Origin of the sequence: Arsukibacterium sp. (assembly GCF_036735525.1) — a bacterium.
GTDB lineage: Bacteria > Pseudomonadota > Gammaproteobacteria > Enterobacterales > Alteromonadaceae > Alishewanella.
Map to the genome: position 1 here is coordinate 1 of NZ_DAINOE010000075.1, position 16134 is coordinate 16134.

11 protein-coding genes are annotated in these 16134 nt (G+C 51.5%); 5 read left to right on the forward strand and 6 right to left on the reverse strand.

Going from position 1 to position 16134, the window contains the following annotated elements; translation table 11 throughout:
- Positions 1-286: 286 nt before the first annotated feature.
- Together V7D78_RS13290 and V7D78_RS13295 are read left to right on the forward strand one after the other, a co-directional pair.
- Positions 287-2920 carry a family 16 glycosylhydrolase gene (locus V7D78_RS13290; protein WP_333608936.1) on the forward strand — a complete coding sequence of 878 codons (2634 nt, stop codon included), beginning with the start codon at positions 287-289 and terminating at the stop codon, positions 2918-2920.
- Positions 2921-2944: 24 nt separating this feature from the next.
- Entirely contained in the window at positions 2945-5899 is a 2955-nt protein-coding gene (locus V7D78_RS13295) for a TonB-dependent receptor (protein WP_333608937.1), read from the forward strand.
- A gap of 385 nt (positions 5900-6284) precedes the next feature.
- Here the strand turns inward: V7D78_RS13295 and V7D78_RS13300 are convergent, their stop codons facing one another.
- Together V7D78_RS13300 and V7D78_RS13305 are read right to left on the reverse strand one after the other, a co-directional pair.
- Positions 6285-8828 (reverse strand): glycoside hydrolase family 3 N-terminal domain-containing protein, encoded by a 2544-nt coding sequence (locus V7D78_RS13300; protein WP_333608938.1) that lies wholly within the window; start codon positions 8826-8828, stop codon positions 6285-6287.
- A gap of 2 nt (positions 8829-8830) precedes the next feature.
- Entirely contained in the window at positions 8831-10108 is a 1278-nt protein-coding gene (locus V7D78_RS13305) for a sugar MFS transporter (RefSeq protein ID WP_333608939.1), read from the reverse strand.
- A gap of 149 nt (positions 10109-10257) precedes the next feature.
- Here V7D78_RS13305 and V7D78_RS13310 point away from each other — a divergent pair, with 149 nt between their 5' ends.
- The 3 genes from V7D78_RS13310 to V7D78_RS13320 all read left to right on the forward strand — a co-directional run bounded on the left by V7D78_RS13310 (position 10258) and on the right by V7D78_RS13320 (position 14052).
- Positions 10258-11592, forward strand: a complete 1335-nt coding sequence (locus tag V7D78_RS13310; RefSeq protein WP_333608940.1) for a GH1 family beta-glucosidase — start codon at positions 10258-10260, stop codon at positions 11590-11592.
- A 25-nt stretch (positions 11593-11617) separates the two neighbouring features.
- Positions 11618-12943, forward strand: coding sequence for a glycoside-pentoside-hexuronide (GPH):cation symporter (locus V7D78_RS13315; protein ID WP_333608941.1), 1326 nt, complete (start codon positions 11618-11620; stop codon positions 12941-12943).
- Positions 12944-13044: 101 nt separating this feature from the next.
- Positions 13045-14052: a LacI family DNA-binding transcriptional regulator gene (locus V7D78_RS13320; RefSeq protein WP_333608942.1), complete on the forward strand. Its 1008-nt coding sequence runs from the start codon at positions 13045-13047 to the stop codon at positions 14050-14052.
- Positions 14053-14077: 25 nt separating this feature from the next.
- Here the strand turns inward: V7D78_RS13320 and V7D78_RS13325 are convergent, their stop codons facing one another.
- From V7D78_RS13325 to V7D78_RS13340, 4 genes are read right to left on the reverse strand one after another with little or no spacing between them, the layout of a single operon-like run.
- Entirely contained in the window at positions 14078-14596 is a 519-nt protein-coding gene (locus V7D78_RS13325; RefSeq protein ID WP_333608943.1) for a DUF3617 domain-containing protein, read from the reverse strand.
- Between the two features lie 53 nt (positions 14597-14649).
- Positions 14650-15312, reverse strand: a complete 663-nt coding sequence (gene hxpB / locus V7D78_RS13330) for a hexitol phosphatase HxpB (RefSeq protein WP_333608944.1) — start codon at positions 15310-15312, stop codon at positions 14650-14652.
- Positions 15313-15371: 59 nt separating this feature from the next.
- On the reverse strand, positions 15372-15668 hold the full coding sequence (locus V7D78_RS13335; RefSeq protein WP_333608945.1) for a type II toxin-antitoxin system RelE/ParE family toxin: 297 nt from the start codon (positions 15666-15668) through the stop codon (positions 15372-15374).
- The gene (locus V7D78_RS13340) at positions 15668-15922 is read right to left on the reverse strand and encodes a type II toxin-antitoxin system ParD family antitoxin (protein WP_333608946.1); all 255 of its coding nucleotides are present in this window, start codon (positions 15920-15922) and stop codon (positions 15668-15670) included. Before V7D78_RS13340 ends, V7D78_RS13335 begins: the two co-directional genes overlap by 1 nt.
- Positions 15923-16134: the final 212 nt, after the last annotated feature.

A 16134-nucleotide genomic window follows, 5' to 3' on the forward strand; every position in this document is an offset into this window, starting at 1 on the left:
GAACCTGGCGAAGTCGGTTACGGTGGAGTAAGCTGCACCAAAACTTAGCAAAGGGCCATTAGGCCCTTTTTTATTGGTGCAAGCTTAATCATTGAATTTTAATGCTAATGTAATCTTACTGACACATCTCGCCCTGCTTTGGATCAGCTTTTTATGGTCAGACTATTGACGGCTGAAATTTAATCATCTACCTTTTGTAAGCGCTTACATTTTAATGTTGCAGATACCTTTATGGTGTTAGTGAATCAGTCAGCAGGTAGCAAAGACCCAGGGGATGAATAATAAAATGAAACAACTATCAACGTTAACCGCCTTGCTTATGGCGGCAGGCCTCGCCGGATGCGGTGGTGATGTTGCCACTAACTCCGATTTTACGGCGGTTGATCCAACCCAGCCTGTCAGTGACTGGCAGCTGGTGTGGAGCGATGAGTTTGAAGGCACCACTATCGACAGGCGTAAATGGACGCTGGAAGTCAATTGTCGGGGTGGCGGTAATCAGGAGCAGCAATGCTATACCGATAACCCGGAGAACGCTTACGTCTCTAATGGCACTTTAAAAATAGTGGCTCTGCCGGCTGAAGATGGTGCGCCGCTGCCTTACACCTCCGCCCGGCTGAACACCAAGTATCAGGGTGACTGGAAATATGGTCGCTTTGAAATTCGCGCCAAAATGCCGCAAGGTCAGGGCAGCTGGCCAGCGGTTTGGATGCTGCCAACGGATGAAGTGTACGGTGGCTGGCCTAAATCGGGCGAAATCGACATTATGGAAGCGGTAAACCTGAAAACCGTGGACGAAGAGGGTAATGCAGAGTCCAAGATATATGGCACTTTACACTATGGCCGCGACTGGCCAAACAATGTAAATAGTGGGAAATCCTATACCCTGCCTAATGGCGCCAATCCGGCTGATGGCTTTCATACCTACGCTATGGAGTGGCAAGAAGGTGAATTCCGCTGGTATGTCGATGGCTACCTGTATCAAACACAAATGGCGTCACAGGTGCGTTTTAACAGCCGGGGCGAAGCCATTGGCCTGAGGCACCGCGGCTGGTTTGCCGAATACTTTAATATTATTACCGGTAACCTGGAAACCCAGTGGAATAATGCGCCCTTTGATCAACGCTTTCATTTATTGCTGAATTTAGCGGTAGGCGGCAATTGGCCGGAAAATGTTAATAATGGCGGTATTGATGCCGAGGCCTTTGCCAATGGCCAGGTGTTGGAAGTGGAATATGTTCGGGTGTACCAGTGTAATGCCAATCCGTTAACCGGCAAAGGCTGTGAAACCATTCGTGCTGGCTATAAAGATGAAGAGACTCTGGTTACCGGTTTAGCGCCTATCCCATCTCCCCCCTCTAGCGGTGTGGCGCAAAACCTGACCATTTTTGATGGCACCCCTAATCCAAACTGGCCAGCCTGGGATTGTTGTGGTGGCTCTACCCCTGCCTTAGTTGAAGATGCCGATCGTGGCACTGTGTTTGAGTTTTTAGTAGGGCCGCAACCTACGGTAAATGGCTTTATCAGCCGCTCAGCCTTTATTACCCCACCCGGCGTTGCCAGCCCGTTTGATGCGTCGCCGTTAATTGAAAATGGCAGTATCAGCTTTGATATGCAGGTAGTATCTGCGCCTTCAAACCCTGCTTCTGTCTGGTTATTTAAGGTAGAAAGTAACGAAAACACCACCTTCGTAGAGCTGCCTATTACCGCCAGCAGTGAAGGTGTGGCGCCGGTAACCGGGCAATGGCAAAGCTATACCTTCCCGCTGCAAATGTTATCAGATGCCGGCTTAGATTTATCCGCTATAGACGTAGTGATGATTTTCCCGGCCTGGGATACCGGCAATGGTGCCGTGTACCGGGTCGATAATGTCAAAATTGCCGCGCCAGCATCGGCCTCGCCTGAGTTGGTGATCTTTACTGATGGCCAAAACCCGGATTGGCCAATGTGGGATTGCTGTGGTGGTAGTACCCCGATTGAAGTAATGGATGATGAACAACACGGTGTAGTGGCGGAGTTCAGCGTTGGCGCTGCGCCAACAGTAATGGGATTTAATAACCGCTCTCCACTGGGATCGGGTGAAGCCTTTGATGCTGCCGCCCTGTTAAGCGAAGGGGTAGTGCAGTTTGAAGTCAAAGTAGTGAGCTCACCGGCAAACCCGGACTCCAGCTGGTTATTTAAAATTGAAGCAGCTGGCGGTGATTCAGCAGTGGAGCTACCACTGAGTGCGGGTAATGCTGGCCAGGCACCGGTTACCGGACAGTGGGCCACCTACACCTTTAGCATACAAAGCCTGTTTGATGCTGGACTGGATATCAGTGCTATTGATGTGCTGATGGTCTTCCCTGCATGGGGTACTGGCGAGGGTGCGGTGTACCGTATGGACAATGTGCGGATCTTCAACCCTAATGCCACCGGTGATGGCAGCCTGAGTTTGTTCCGTGACAACATAAACCCAGACTGGACACTGTGGGATTGTTGTGCCGGTAGCACGCCACAAGTGGTTGATGTCGGTGCGCCCTATGGCAATGTAGCGCAGTTTGAAATTTTGGGCTGGCCAGAGACCGTATTGGGCTTTTTAGCCAAAGAAGGTGTGTCTTTTGATGCCAGCGCGTTGTTAGCCAACGGCAGTGTCAGCTTTGATATGCGGGTCGTTTCGCCGCCGGCTAACCCTGCTAGCAGCTGGTTATTTAAAATTGAATCGGCTGGCGCCGCAACTGCTGTCGAGTTGCCATTGGCGGCCGGTAATGGTGGTCAGGCGCCGGTGACCGGAGAATGGCAGCGCTATAGCTTCCCACTGCAAACCCTGTTTGATGCCGGTTTAGACATCAGTGACATCACAGTGTTAATGGTATTCCCAGCCTGGGGTACCGGCCAGGGTGCCGTATACCAGATTGATAATGCGCAAATCGCCAATAACTAACACTGCGATAAGAGTAGGATAATTATGAAAGCATTTAAGTTTACAAAAAATAGACTGGCCAGCGCAGTGTCTCTGGTATTGGGTGCCGGGCTGATATTGCCACTACATGCGCAGCAGCAGGAAGAAACAACCGCTGCTGAGCCTGAAGTTGAAATTATTCAGGTGAAAGGTATTCGCGGCAGTTTAGCGCGTTCCATGGACGTTAAGCGTGAAAGCTCAGGGGTAGTAGATGCTATCTCTGCCGAAGAAATGGGTAAGTTCCCTGACACTAACCTGGCCGAATCGCTACAACGTATTACCGGGGTGTCGGTAAGCCGGGTCAATGGTGAAGGTAGTCAAATTACCGTGCGCGGTTTTGGGCCGGAATTTAACCTGATTACCTTAAATGGTCGGCAAATGCCGGGTACCGGCTTTACCCGTTCTTTTAACATGGAAAATCTTTCTTCAGAAGGCGTTAGCGCGCTGGAAGTTTATAAAACCGCTAGGGCAGAAAACCCCAGCGGAGGCTTGGGTGCTACGGTAAATATTGTGACGGCTAAGCCGCTGTCCAGCCCTGGTCAGCGTTTATCTGTCATGGGTAAGGCGGTGCATGATAGTTCTAATGAAGCGGGTGAAGACGTCACCCCTGAATTTGCTGCGGTGTACAGTAACACCTTTGCCGATGATCGCTTTGGGGTGGCATTTTCATTTTCCCAGGCACGGCGCGATTTTCAAATTCAGCAAGCTAATGTGCAAGGTTGGCAGGCCAATGTGCCGTTACCTGTTTTAGATGCTCAAAATGTGATAGATCGCAGGCCATTAGGGGCTGATGGTTTACCTACGGGCAATTACTTCTTTCCAAAAGATATGAACTATGAAATCGCTGATTTTCAGCGGGAAAGAACCAATGGTCAGTTAACGCTGCAATATGCGCCTACCGATGATTTAACCTTTACGCTAGATTATACGGCTAGCCGCGCTGTTGTTGGCTCGCAAAGTATTGGCTGGGGTATTTGGAATAACTTTGGTGCCAATATTAATGCCTATGAGTTAGATGAGCGCGGTACGGCTATTTTTGCCGATATCAGTGGCGATGACGGCTCCTTTACCGCGGGTAAAGGCACGACAGAGGTGAAAGCGGCTTCTATCGGTTTTAATATGGCATGGCAGCTGACCGACAATTGGCAGATTAGCTTCGACGCGCACGACTCTAACAATAAACCAGATAATGGTGCCGACAAAGGCAGCGGTAACACTGGTCAAATTATCTTAGGTTCGGATCAACTGATTACCAAAATCTACGATTATCGTACCGGCGACATCCCACAAGCTTATATTCTTTGGCGTAACGGCACCAATGAGCTGAGCCCAAGTGAAATTGACTCTAACTTTAGTCAGTTCTTCCACTCGCCGGGTGAGTCAGAAGTGCAGCAGTTCCAGCTTGATAGCACCTGGTATAACACGGTGTTTAAGATTCCGCTGGTATCATTAAAAGGCGGCGTTGCCCGTACCGATCAAACCATGGGAGGCACTAATGCCTGGAGTGGTTTACGGGGTGGTCCGGGTTTTAACCCCAGCTTTACCTTTATTCTGCCAGATAGCATGTTTACCCGAAGAAATACCGGTAATTTCCTTGATCAATTCGCAGGTGGCGGCAATGGTTTAATTTCAAACTATTATTACACCTATAGTTATGACGAAGCCGTGGCGCGGCAAACGGCGTACTTAACCGAAGATTTGCTCGGATCAAATGCTTACTTACCTGATCCTTATAATCCTTATGGTACTGTCGGTCAAAGCTCAGTAAATGAAGTCACTAACAGCCTTTACCTGCAATCAGCCTGGGAATTTGATGTCGCCGATTTCCCGGTACAGCTGAATGTTGGGCTAAGATACGAACAAACCGATGTCACCAGCTCAGTGCGACAAGATGTTGAAAAACAAGTGAATTGGGTAAGCCCGTCTGAGTGGATTATGGAGTATGAAGGGGGAGATATTAATTTCCTGACCTTGACCGGCTCGCATAATATGCTGCTACCTATGATGGATTTACGGGTAGATTTAACTGACGATTTAGTTAGCCGCTTCTCTTATGGTAAAACCATTGCCAGGGCGCCGCTGGGTGCTTTAGGTGGTGGCCGTAGTTTAAGTGGTAGCCCAAAGCCAGGAGCACGTAGTGGCGGCCAGGGCAATCCAAATTTACAACCGTTTGAGTCAACTAACTTAGACCTGAGTTTAGAGTATTATTATGCGCCGGGTAGTTACGCCGCTATTGGTTATTTCCATAAAAGCGTAGACAACTTTATTGCTAATACCATTACTGATATTACTATCGACGGCTTACATGATATTTTAAACGGCCCGCGCTATCAGCAAGCAGTAGCAGATTTAGTTGCAAACGGCGAGCAAGCGACCGATACCGCTATTTATAATCAAATGCTGGCCAATGGCCATGGCGATGCCAGTGGTAAGATTGAACCCAGCAGTGCAGACCCATTAATTGTTTGGAGTATTTCGCAACCGCAAAACAGTGAAACCAAAAAGGTACAGGGTATCGAGGCGGCGTGGCAGCATATGATAGGCGATACCGGTTTTGGTTTTGGTATCAACGGTACCTTGGTTGATGGCGATGTCGAGTTTGACGTAGACAGCTTAACTCAACAATCACCGTTGGTGGGGTTAAGTAACTCAGCGAATTTACAGTTGTTTTATGAACAATTTGGTTGGTCTATTAAGTTAACTTACGCTTGGCGCGATAGTTACTTATTAGGGGTTGGCCAGGGTCAAGGCTCGTCAGATGCCCCACCACAATTTGCTAAAGCTTATGCACAGTGGGATCTGAGTATCAACAAAGATATTACTGACAACTTTACGGTATTTTTTGAAGGTATTAACCTGACTAACGAAACCGAACAAGGTTATGGCCGCTACGAGGAGCAGTTCTTATTCGCCCGCCAGTATGGCCCACGGTATATCTTAGGCGCGCGTTACCGCTTCTAACCCCAAGTTAGTTGTCACCCTCCCAGTGAGTGCCCGCATGCGGGCACTTTTTTTTGGGCTTATTTAGACGTTTGTATCGCAGCGTATCGACCGACGTTATCGCAGGTCTTGCGGGGCTGGGTGGCTGGTGTGCTTAACGGCAGGGATGCCGCAAAGACTGAAGGGGCACTGGGATCTGATCCTTAAAGGCCGTGAAGTAAGTATCTGCAGCCAGCCGGCCATAAGCCAAAGCGTCATCATGCCATCTGTCAGTCCGCTTTTGTTTGCTGCCAGTCGCAACGTTAGGGCGTGTTGACGTTTGCTGGTTAGATTTTGTTCGGCCCTAGTCAAAACAGAATAAAAAAGGGCGCCCGCTGGCGCCCTGACTGAGTTACTTGGCTGTAGTTTACTGACAGGCCAGTGCGCTGCTTTGCGCCGCTGAGCTGATGCGGGCATCGGCCAGGCTCAGGTTAAGTACCCCGCTGCTTTCAATGGTCAACACACTAAATACCTGCGCCAGATTTAAGCCCTGCTGTTGCAGGCAGCTCAGGCTGATATGCAGTGTCTGCCACTCGCCCTCAGCCATGGCCGTCAGCGCGGGGGCGATGTTCTGACTGGCTTTACAGTCAGTACCACATTCCAGTCCCAATAGTACCCTTTCAGGAACAGGTCCACGGCGTTTCAGTTGCACCGCTAACTGGCTATCGGCACCGGCAAAGGCCCGCAGATCGCGTGGGAAGGGGCTGATAAAGCTGAATGCGGCCGCCGCGCTGCCATCAAACACAAAGCGGCGGGCATCTTCCTGCACCTGGTTATCAAAGGTACGGCTGCTAATGGCAGCTAACTGCTGTACGCTGCTGGTCACCATCTCGCTGTCGTTGCCACTGCGTAGCTGCAATAACCAGGGAGAGCGCGGCGCGCGTTCAAAGATCACCAGCTCAGACGGGCCAGTTAACTCACCGCTGTCTTCTGATAAGGGGCTTGGCAGCAGCTCAGGCTGGCCATAGCGCAAGCCAAAGCCATAGGGCAGTAGTGGCTGATAATCACTATCACCACGGTTTACTGCGGTTTGTGTCGGGCTGGCCGGCCAGGAAAAGGTTAACTTGCCATGAAAGTCATACTGTACGCTGCCATCGGCACCGGCCAAAATCACATCGGCCACCCCTTCGCCCTCGCTGCCCGGTAGCCAGACCGCGACAAAGGCATCGGACGCATTCAGCTCAGCATTCACCCACAGCGGCCGGCCGCTGATAAACAGTGATACTACGGGTATGCCCTGCGCTTTTAGCTGTTGCAGTAAGGCCAGATCAGTCTTGTGGCCGCGTTGGTACTCCAGATTATCCAAATCGCCATTGCCCTCGGCATAGGGCTCCTCGCCAAAGACGACGATGGCGACATCTGGCCGCTGGCTAAAGCTGCCATCGGCAGATAATTCCACACTGCCACCGGCTGCAGTTACCTGGCGCTCAATACCGGCATAAATCGAGCTGCCGCCCGGGAAATCGGCATTGGTATTGCCGGTGCCCTGCCAACTGATGGTCCAGCCACCGGATTGCTGACCAATATTGTCAGCGCCCGGCCCGGTGACTAAGATGCGCTGGGTCGGACTAAGGGGTAACAGGTTTTGCTGATTTTTTAGTAATACCAGTGACTGGCGCACCGCATCACGCGCTATAGCGCGGTGCTCAGCAGCGCCAATCAATTCGGTACGGCCAGCCAGTGGCCGATTTGCCGGACTGGGTTTAGCAAACAGGCCGGCACGTTTTTTTACCCGTAACACACGGCGCACCGCATCATCTATGCGCGCCATGCTGATCTCCCCCGCTTCTACCTGCGCAATCAGGTTGTAGTACAGCGGTTTCCAGGCGGCAGTCGGCACCATATAGACATCCAGGCCGGCATTGGCTGCTTGCGGGCAGTTATCGTTAGTACAGCCCGGAATTTGGCCGTGGCCATTCCAGTCGCCAACAATAAAGCCGTCAAAGCCCATGCGGTTTTTCAGCACATCGGTCAGTAAGTACTTATCGCCATGAATTTTACTGCCATTCCAGCTGTTAAAAGAGGCCATTACCGTTTGCGCGCCGGCCTGCAAGCCGCCGACATAGCCCTGAGCATGGATACGATACAGCTCTTCTTCACTGACTTGGGTATTGCCCTGATCGACACCGCCGGTGGTACCGCCATCGCCAACAAAGTGCTTAACGGTACTGATCACCCGCCGGTCACTTAAAAAATCTGCGTCGGCAGCGCCTTGCAAGCCCCGCACTATGGCGGCGGCATAACTGCGCACTATGTCTGGATCTTCTGAGTAGCCCTCGTAAGTGCGGCCCCAGCGATCATCACGCACTACCGCGACCGTGGGGGCAAACACCCAATCGATGCCGGTGGCCATCACTTCACGGGCGGTGGCTTCGGCGATGTGCTCGATTAATACCGGGTTATTAGCGGCACCCAGGCCGATATTGTGCGGAAAAATGGTGGCGCCAATCACATTGTTATGGCCATGCACCGCATCGGTACCCCACATAGTAGGAATGCGGCTGCCATCCAGGCTGTCGTCTATCGATGCCTGATACATTGCCTCAGCCAGCGCTATCCAGTCGGCCGGTGTCGCGTATTTATCATCATTGGGAAAGGCACCGCCGCCATTTAAATAAGAGCCAAAGCCATACTTGCGCATATCCTCAACAGTGATGTCGCGGATTTCCGGCTGGATCATCTGGGCAATTTTTTGGGGCAACGTCATGCTCGCCATTACATCGCTAATGGCTTGCTCCATTGCTGGATCTTGGGCAACAGGAATATTCAACTGCGGCCAAAGTGTGATATCGGTTGCCGGCGCGGCTGAGCTGGCGCTCTCCGTGGGGGCCGGTTGGCTGCAGCCTGCCAGCATCATGCTGGCGGTGAATGACAGCGATAACGCAGTAAGAGTAAATCGGGTGGTCATCATGGTTATTCCTTAGTAGTGGCAACAGCACCTGGCTTGCAACCATTAAGTCCGTAAAACGCAATGTAGATGTAGCACAGTAAAGGCAGTACAAAGGCCAGCTGTACGCCAATCTTATCGGCCAGCATGCCCTGCAACACGGGCAGAATAGCCCCGCCTACTATGGCCAGACACAAAATACCTGAGCCCTGACTGGTGTATTGTTTTAAGCCATGAATCGCCAGGCTGAAAATGGTGGGAAACATAATAGAATTACACAAGCCGACCAGCAATAAAGACCACATGGCTAATTTGCCCGAGGATAAAATAGTTATCGCCAGTAATAACACCGCCATGACTGCATTAAAGGCCAGTACCTTACCCGGATTCAGTTTTTGCATTACTACGGCGCCGACAAAGCGGCCAAACATGGCACCGCCAAAGTACCAGGCAATATAGTGTGAGGCGGCGGCGGTGGTCATGCCGCCAATCTCTGGCATCGACAAATAAATCGCCAAAAAGCTGCCAATGCCCACTTCGGCGCCGACATAGACAAAAATACCCAGCGCGCCCAGCACCAGATGGCGCTGTTTCCAGGCTTCACCGCCCAGTGGCAAGGCTGCTGTAGGGTCTTTTTTACCCATCGCCGGCAGTTTTAACCAGGCAAAGATAATGGCCATCAAAATAAGGCTGGCCGCCAGAATTAAATAAGGCAGTTGTACTGTTGATTCAGTGACCGCGCCGGGTACTGGCTCGGGCGCGTCCATGCCGCCAAAAATCAACCAGGCACCAAAAAAGGGTGCCAGTGTGGTGCCCAGTGAATTAAACGCCTGAGTCATGGTTAAGCGGCTGGAGGCGGTTTCTGGTTTACCCATCACGCTGACATAAGGGTTAGCGGCAACCTGCAAAATAGTAATGCCTGAGGCCAGAATAAAGAGCGCGAATAAAAACATGCCGTACACATGCATGGCGGCCGCCGGTAAAAATAACAGACAGCCGGCACCGGCGATTAGCAGGCCGGTCACGATACCGGCTTTATAGCCAATACGACTCACCAGCATGCCCGCAGGCACCGACACAATAAAATAGGCGCCAAAAAAACAAAACTGGATCAGCATGGCCTGGGTGTAGCTCAGGTCAAACAACAGTTTTAAGTAGGGGATTAGGATGTCATTCAGACAGGTAATAAAGCCCCAGATAAAAAATAATGAGGTCAGCGCCGTCAGCGCAAAGCGGTAATTCTGGCCGGGTTGGCCAGTGGCGCCAGTGACGGCGGTATCTGTAGAAAGTGGTGTTGCTGTCATAGTTCCCCCTAACAGCCTAAGGTTTTTATTGACGCCTGCTCAGACGCCGACTAGTATAATGTAAGCGCTTTCATTTATAGCATACTCACCGCTGATGGCAATGTTTTTTCCGCCAATAGTGGTGTAAATAAAGGCAGAACCGCAGAGCAATGAATAAGATCACTATAGCACCTGACTCGCCGATCATGGCCAAAGACTTTGTGTTTGGCGTGGCCACTGCCGCCTTTCAGATAGAAGGTGCGGCCGACTTACGCGAGCCTTGTATCTGGGATACCTTTTGCGCCGAGCCGGGCCGCATTAAAGATGGCTCGAATGGCCTGGAAGCCTGCGATCATCTGCACCGCTGGCAACAGGATGTGGAGTTGATTGCCGGTTTAGGTGTTGATGCCTACCGTTTATCTGTGTCCTGGGGGCGGGTCATGTACCGGGATGGAAGTGTCAATCAGGCTGGGCTGGATTTTTATATTCAGCTACTGAATGCCTTAAAGGCGCGCGGCATTAAAGCCTTTGTTACGCTGTATCACTGGGATTTGCCGCAATATTTGCAAGATGAGGGCGGTTGGTTAAACCGCATTACCGCCTATAAGTTTGCCCGCTATGCCGAGGTGATCAGCCAGGCGTTTGGCGACAGAGTTTATAGTTACGCCACCTTAAATGAGCCTTTTTGCAGTGCCTATTTAGGCAACGAAGCGGGCATTCATGCCCCCGGCGTGCAAAACCGCCAGTGGGGTCGGCAGGTAGCACATCACTTATTACTGGCGCATGGTCTGGCGCTGCAGGTATTGCGAAAAAACGCACCAGGTGCCAAAAATGGCATAGTGCTGAACTTCAGCCCTTGTCATGCCGCCAGCGACAGTGCGGCTGATCAGCGAGCGGCTGACATGGCTAACCAATACCACAACCATTGGTATATTCAGCCTTTATTTGAAGGCCGTTACCCTGATTTATTACAACAACTGCCCGCGGCTGAGTCGCCCACCATCGCGCCAGGTGATATGGAGATTATTGCCACGCCGCTGGATTTTCTGGGGGTAAATTATTACACCCGCACCGTGTATCGCGCCAACAGTAAAGGCTGGTTTAGTGATGTGCCGCCGACAGCGCCGCCGCTGACCGATATGGGCTGGGAAATCTATCCGCAGGGTTTAACCGATATCTTGCTGGAATTAAAGCAGCGTTATCCGTTGCCGCCGATTTATATCACAGAAAATGGCGCGGCTTTTCCTGATCAACTGGCACAGGGGCAGATCTGTGACGATGCGCGGGTGGCCTATTATCAGCAGCATTTGCAGGCAACCGCCGAGGCAATCACTGCCGGGGTTCCAGTAAAAGGCTATTTTGCCTGGAGTCTGCTGGATAATTTTGAGTGGGCCGAGGGTTATGCCAAGCGTTTTGGTATAGTCTATGTGGATTATCAGACACAGCAGCGCACACTGAAGCACAGTGCTATCGCCCTGCGTGAGCTATTTGCCAGCCGGCGTTAAGCCGCTGGGGGTGACAGGAGTCAGTATGCTGAGCAAACGTGAAAAGGTGGCTTACGGTTTAGGCGATACTGCCAGTAATATTATTTTTCAAACTGTGATGCTGTTTCTGACATTTTTTTATACCGATATTTTTGGTATTTCGCCGGCCATTGTCGGCACTATGTTTTTACTGGTACGGCTGATTGACGCTGTCACCGATCCCTTGATGGGCGCGCTGGCCGATAACACCCATAGCCGTTACGGCCAGTACCGGCCTTATTTGTTGTGGCTGGCGCTGCCCTTTGCTTTTTGCAGTGTGCTGGCCTTTACCACCCCGGAGTTTTCTGACACTGGCAAGGTGTGGTACGCCTTTACTACTTACACCTTACTGATGCTGGCGTACACGGCCATTAACATTCCTTATTCGGCGTTGGGCGGCGTATTAACCGCTAATCCAAACGAGCGGGTGTCGGTGCAAAGCTACCGTTTTGTGTTCGGTATGCTGGGCGGTTTAATTGTCACCGCCTGCACCCTGCCGCTGGTGCAGTTTTTTGGTCAGGGCGATCAGGCCAAAGGCTATCAGTGGACCATAGCGGCGATGAGCTTGTTGGGTTTAATGCTGTTTTTACTGTGCTTTGCCGGCACTAAAGAGCGGGTGCAGGCACCGGCCGGGCAAAAGCTCACGTTAAAAAGCAGTCTGCAGACCCTGTGGCACAATGATCAGTGGCGGGTGCTCTGTGTTGCCGCGCTGTTATTGCTAACCGGTATGGTGCTGCGTAATACGCTGGCCATTTATTATGTTAAGTATTATCTGGCGCGGGAGGATCTGATCAGTAGCTTTATGACACTGGGCATGATTGGCAATATTGCCGGGGTCGCTTTAGCGTCTTATCTGGCCTCTAAGGTAGACAAAGTGAAAGCCTACATCGGCTTGCAGCTTATTGCCGCTGTGCTCTGTGCGCTGGGCTTTTTTATCAGACCAGAGCAATTATATTTAGCGTTTGCGCTGCACTTTTTCTGGTGTTTCTTCCTGCAAATGGCCACCCCCTTGCTGTGGGCGAAAATGGCCGATACCGTTGATTACGGCCATGTTAAAACCGGCTTACGGGTCACCGGCCTGGTATATTCGTCCATTGTGTTTTTTATTAAGTTGGGGCTGGCCATTGGTGGTGCGCTGGCCGGCTGGTTACTGGCCTGGTATGGCTATCAGGCCGGGCAAGTACAAAGCGCTGACACCCTTAACGGCTTGCTGCTGAGCTTTACGCTATGGCCGGCGCTGTGCTCGGTGTTGGTCGCTGTGGTAATGACCCGCTACCGTTTAACTAATCAGCGGGTGCAGCAAGTGTCGGCGCAGTTGGCATCAAAGGACTAGTCAGTATTGGCCAGGGTAATGTCAGCAACTAGTGCCGTGTTTTGTGCTGGCATGCTAAGCTTGCAGCCTGAACGCTTGGGGCTTTGTTTAACAGGATAGTCATGGCAACGATTTATGAAGTGTCGAAGCTGGCTGGTGTGTCGCTGGCCACCGTATCGCGGGTAATGAATAACAATACGCCGGTGCGAGAGTCTACCCGTAATAAAGTGCTGGCCGCCATGGCACAGCTGGATTACCGGCCCAATTCCATTGCCCAGTCGTTAGCCTCTAACCGCTCCAATAGCATCGGTATTTTGGTATCAGAATTACACGGCCCTTTTTATGGTGCCATGTTAACCGGCATTGAAGCGGAATTCCGCGCGGCAGGTAAGCACGTGATTATTGCCGCCGGCCACAGTGAACGCGCCACAGAGCAAGATGGCATTGAGTTTTTGCTCAGCCGTAACTGCGATGCGTTAATTTTGCATGTGGAAGCAGTAACAGATCAGTATTTGCTGGAGTTGTCGAAACAAGAGGTGCCCTTTGTGCTGTTAAACCGGCATATAGCGGCGCTGGCCGAACGTTGTATCAGCCTGGATAACGAGTTGGGTGGCTATTTGGCGGCCCATTATTTATTGCAGCAAGGCCATCGGCATATTGCGTATATAGCTGGCCCTATGTGGAAAACCGATGCCCGTGATCGCTTTGCAGGCCATCAGCGGGCGCTGGCAGAGTATCAACTTACGGCGGATAGCGAGCTGTTTTATGAAGGGGACTTTCGGGAAACTGGCGGCAGCAAAGGCTTACAATGGTTATTGGATAGTGGCCGGCCCTTTAGTGCTGTGGTTTGTGGCAATGATGAAATGGCCTCGGGGGCGCTGACGGCTGCCCGCGAGCTAGGTTATGAAGTGCCGGCTGATTTTTCGGTTATCGGCTTTGATAACGTTAATTTTGCCTATTACACCTACCCCAAATTATCGACCATTGACTACCCGATCAGTGCTATGGGGCAGATGGCAGCACGGTGGGTACTGCGCCAGGTGTATCAGCACAGCAGCATTGACGTGCAGCAAGTATTTGACCCGCATTTGATTTGTCGTGATTCTGTCGCCGAAGCCTCTATCACCTGAGCAACACCGGTTTACACTGGCCGTTTCACTGGCAACTGGCTGCCAGCCACTCGCCGCTTTGCTGCATGGTCATTTGCTCGGTTTTGCCGTTAATCTCAGTATTAAAGCTGGCCTTACCCTGATACGCCTTGCGGCTGCTGAAGGTCAGCTCACCACTGCCACTGGTGGGCGGTTGCGAGTCGCACTGAAAAGTAAACTGGTAGCTGTTCTGGCCGCGGGCACTGATCTGTTGCTGGCAGCCGTCTTGCTGCGGCAGCACACCCTGACGGATGTCTTCTTCGGTCAGACAGACGTCGACCGTGGCCCCTATACCATCAAAGGACATGCCCTGTGCCGCCATCATTTGCTGCATCATCTGGCGCTGCGACTCGGGTAACGCCGCTAACTGGCGTTGCATCTCCTGCATCGCCCGTTCCATTTCGCCGCTGGCGCTTTGAATACTCATGCTGTGTCGCCATAAGCCGGGTTCAATGTTTAAGCTGATGCTCTCGGCTTGTATGGTTAATGTGGTGAGGGCGGTTATCCCTATTAATGCGGTTTTCATAATTGCTCCTTGTGGGGTGTTCACCGCTACAAGGGTAGTTGCTAACCATCGGTTTAGCCAGTTAAGTTAATAGGCAAAGATGTCTCATCCAGTTCGGTATAACAACGGATTTTACGATCGGCAATGGCAAATTTAGCGTCTGTCCATTCATGCTCTGCCGGTATGGCGACAACCGTCATGCCGGCGGCTTTGGCAGCACTGATACCGGCAAAGGAGTCTTCAAACACCAGACAATGCTGGGGGGCCACGCCCAACTTTTTGGCGGCTAACAGGTAAATGTCCGGTGCCGGTTTGCCGTGCTGCACCAGTTCCAGATGGCATTGGGCGGAAAAATAGTGGCCAATGCCTAAGCGGGTTAAGGTGGTATCAAGCAGGATTTTTGGTGAGTTAGTAGCGACTGCCAGTGCCAGCTGCTGCTGTTGCAACTGTGCCAGCAGTGGCAGTAAGCCAGTTTTAGGCAGGCCTGCAGTGCTAATGCCGTGCGCCACAAAGTTAATGATTTGCTGGTGTACCTGCGCCGGGCTGAGCGCTGGCCACGGCTGATGCTGATACCAGTGCGCAATCACTGCTGCTGTGGTCAGGCCGGTACTTTGTAGCCGGGGTTCACGGCCAAAATCAACGCCCAGTCCACCTAAAATCTGTTGCTCGGCCTGATGCCATAGGGGTTCTGAATCAATCAGTACGCCATCCATATCAAAAATAACGGCTTTAAACATTGTGGTTCCTGGGTTTATTTCGGAGAATCTATACTCTGGCTTTGAAAATATGGCCGCGCCTAATCCAACAATCTTTGCGGGGCATCCATGTCTTCATGCAGCACACGAATAACGAGTACCTCCGCCTTAACAACTTGATAAAAAACCGCATGATGTTCGACCTGCAATCTGCGATAACCAGTAATAACATGATCATAGTTCGTGCCGAGTGCCGGAAAACGCATCAGCTGTTTCATTGCAGTTTCCATCTTGTCTAAGTACTTATCCGCCTGCTCAGCACCCCAGGCTTCACAGCTATACACCCATATTCCGATGAGGTCCGATTCTGCCTTAGGCGTAATCTGCAGTTTGAACACTAATTAGCTACCTTCATTTGCTTTCGGCCAGCTGCCTTAATGGCTGCTAAATCCAGCGGCTTAGGTTTGCCGCTGGATTCCCCCTCATGCAGGGCTTGTCTCAAGCTGGCAAGACGTTCTTTAGCTTGCTGGTCCCTGCGGATGAGATCGCGGATATATTCACTATCATTACCAAAGTGGCCGCTTTCAATTTGGGCTTTTACCCAATTATCTTGCTGTTCAGTCAGTGTAATGGTTTTGCGGTGCATGCTCATTGCTGCTGCTCCTAAGGCAAATCAAGTATGATAATATCATACTATTCTTTTGCGCCGAATCAATGGTCCATTGCTTGTGGCAATGAAAGCCTCAACGTTATGCGCCTATCTACCCTAATAACACTGCGTGATGGATGGATCAAGCTTCACTACTCTGAGTGAAACGCCCTGTGCGGAGCCGCCCGGGCCGACGCTTCGGTGCAGGGTGTTGT

Bases quoted from the DNA above. Each gene is read 5' to 3' on its own strand.
- V7D78_RS13290 (WP_333608936.1), top strand. From the start codon at position 287: ATGAAACAACTATCAACGTTAACCGCCTTGCTTATGGCGGCAGGCCTC.
- V7D78_RS13295 (WP_333608937.1), top strand. From the start codon at position 2,945: ATGAAAGCATTTAAGTTTACAAAAAATAGACTGGCCAGCGCAGTGTCT.
- V7D78_RS13300 (WP_333608938.1), bottom strand. From the start codon at position 8,828: ATGATGACCACCCGATTTACTCTTACTGCGTTATCGCTGTCATTCACC.
- V7D78_RS13305 (WP_333608939.1), bottom strand. From the start codon at position 10,108: ATGACAGCAACACCACTTTCTACAGATACCGCCGTCACTGGCGCCACT.
- V7D78_RS13310 (WP_333608940.1), top strand. From the start codon at position 10,258: ATGAATAAGATCACTATAGCACCTGACTCGCCGATCATGGCCAAAGAC.
- V7D78_RS13315 (WP_333608941.1), top strand. From the start codon at position 11,618: ATGCTGAGCAAACGTGAAAAGGTGGCTTACGGTTTAGGCGATACTGCC.
- V7D78_RS13320 (WP_333608942.1), top strand. From the start codon at position 13,045: ATGGCAACGATTTATGAAGTGTCGAAGCTGGCTGGTGTGTCGCTGGCC.
- V7D78_RS13325 (WP_333608943.1), bottom strand. From the start codon at position 14,596: ATGAAAACCGCATTAATAGGGATAACCGCCCTCACCACATTAACCATA.
- hxpB (WP_333608944.1), bottom strand. From the start codon at position 15,312: ATGTTTAAAGCCGTTATTTTTGATATGGATGGCGTACTGATTGATTCA.
- V7D78_RS13340 (WP_333608946.1), bottom strand. From the start codon at position 15,922: ATGAGCATGCACCGCAAAACCATTACACTGACTGAACAGCAAGATAAT.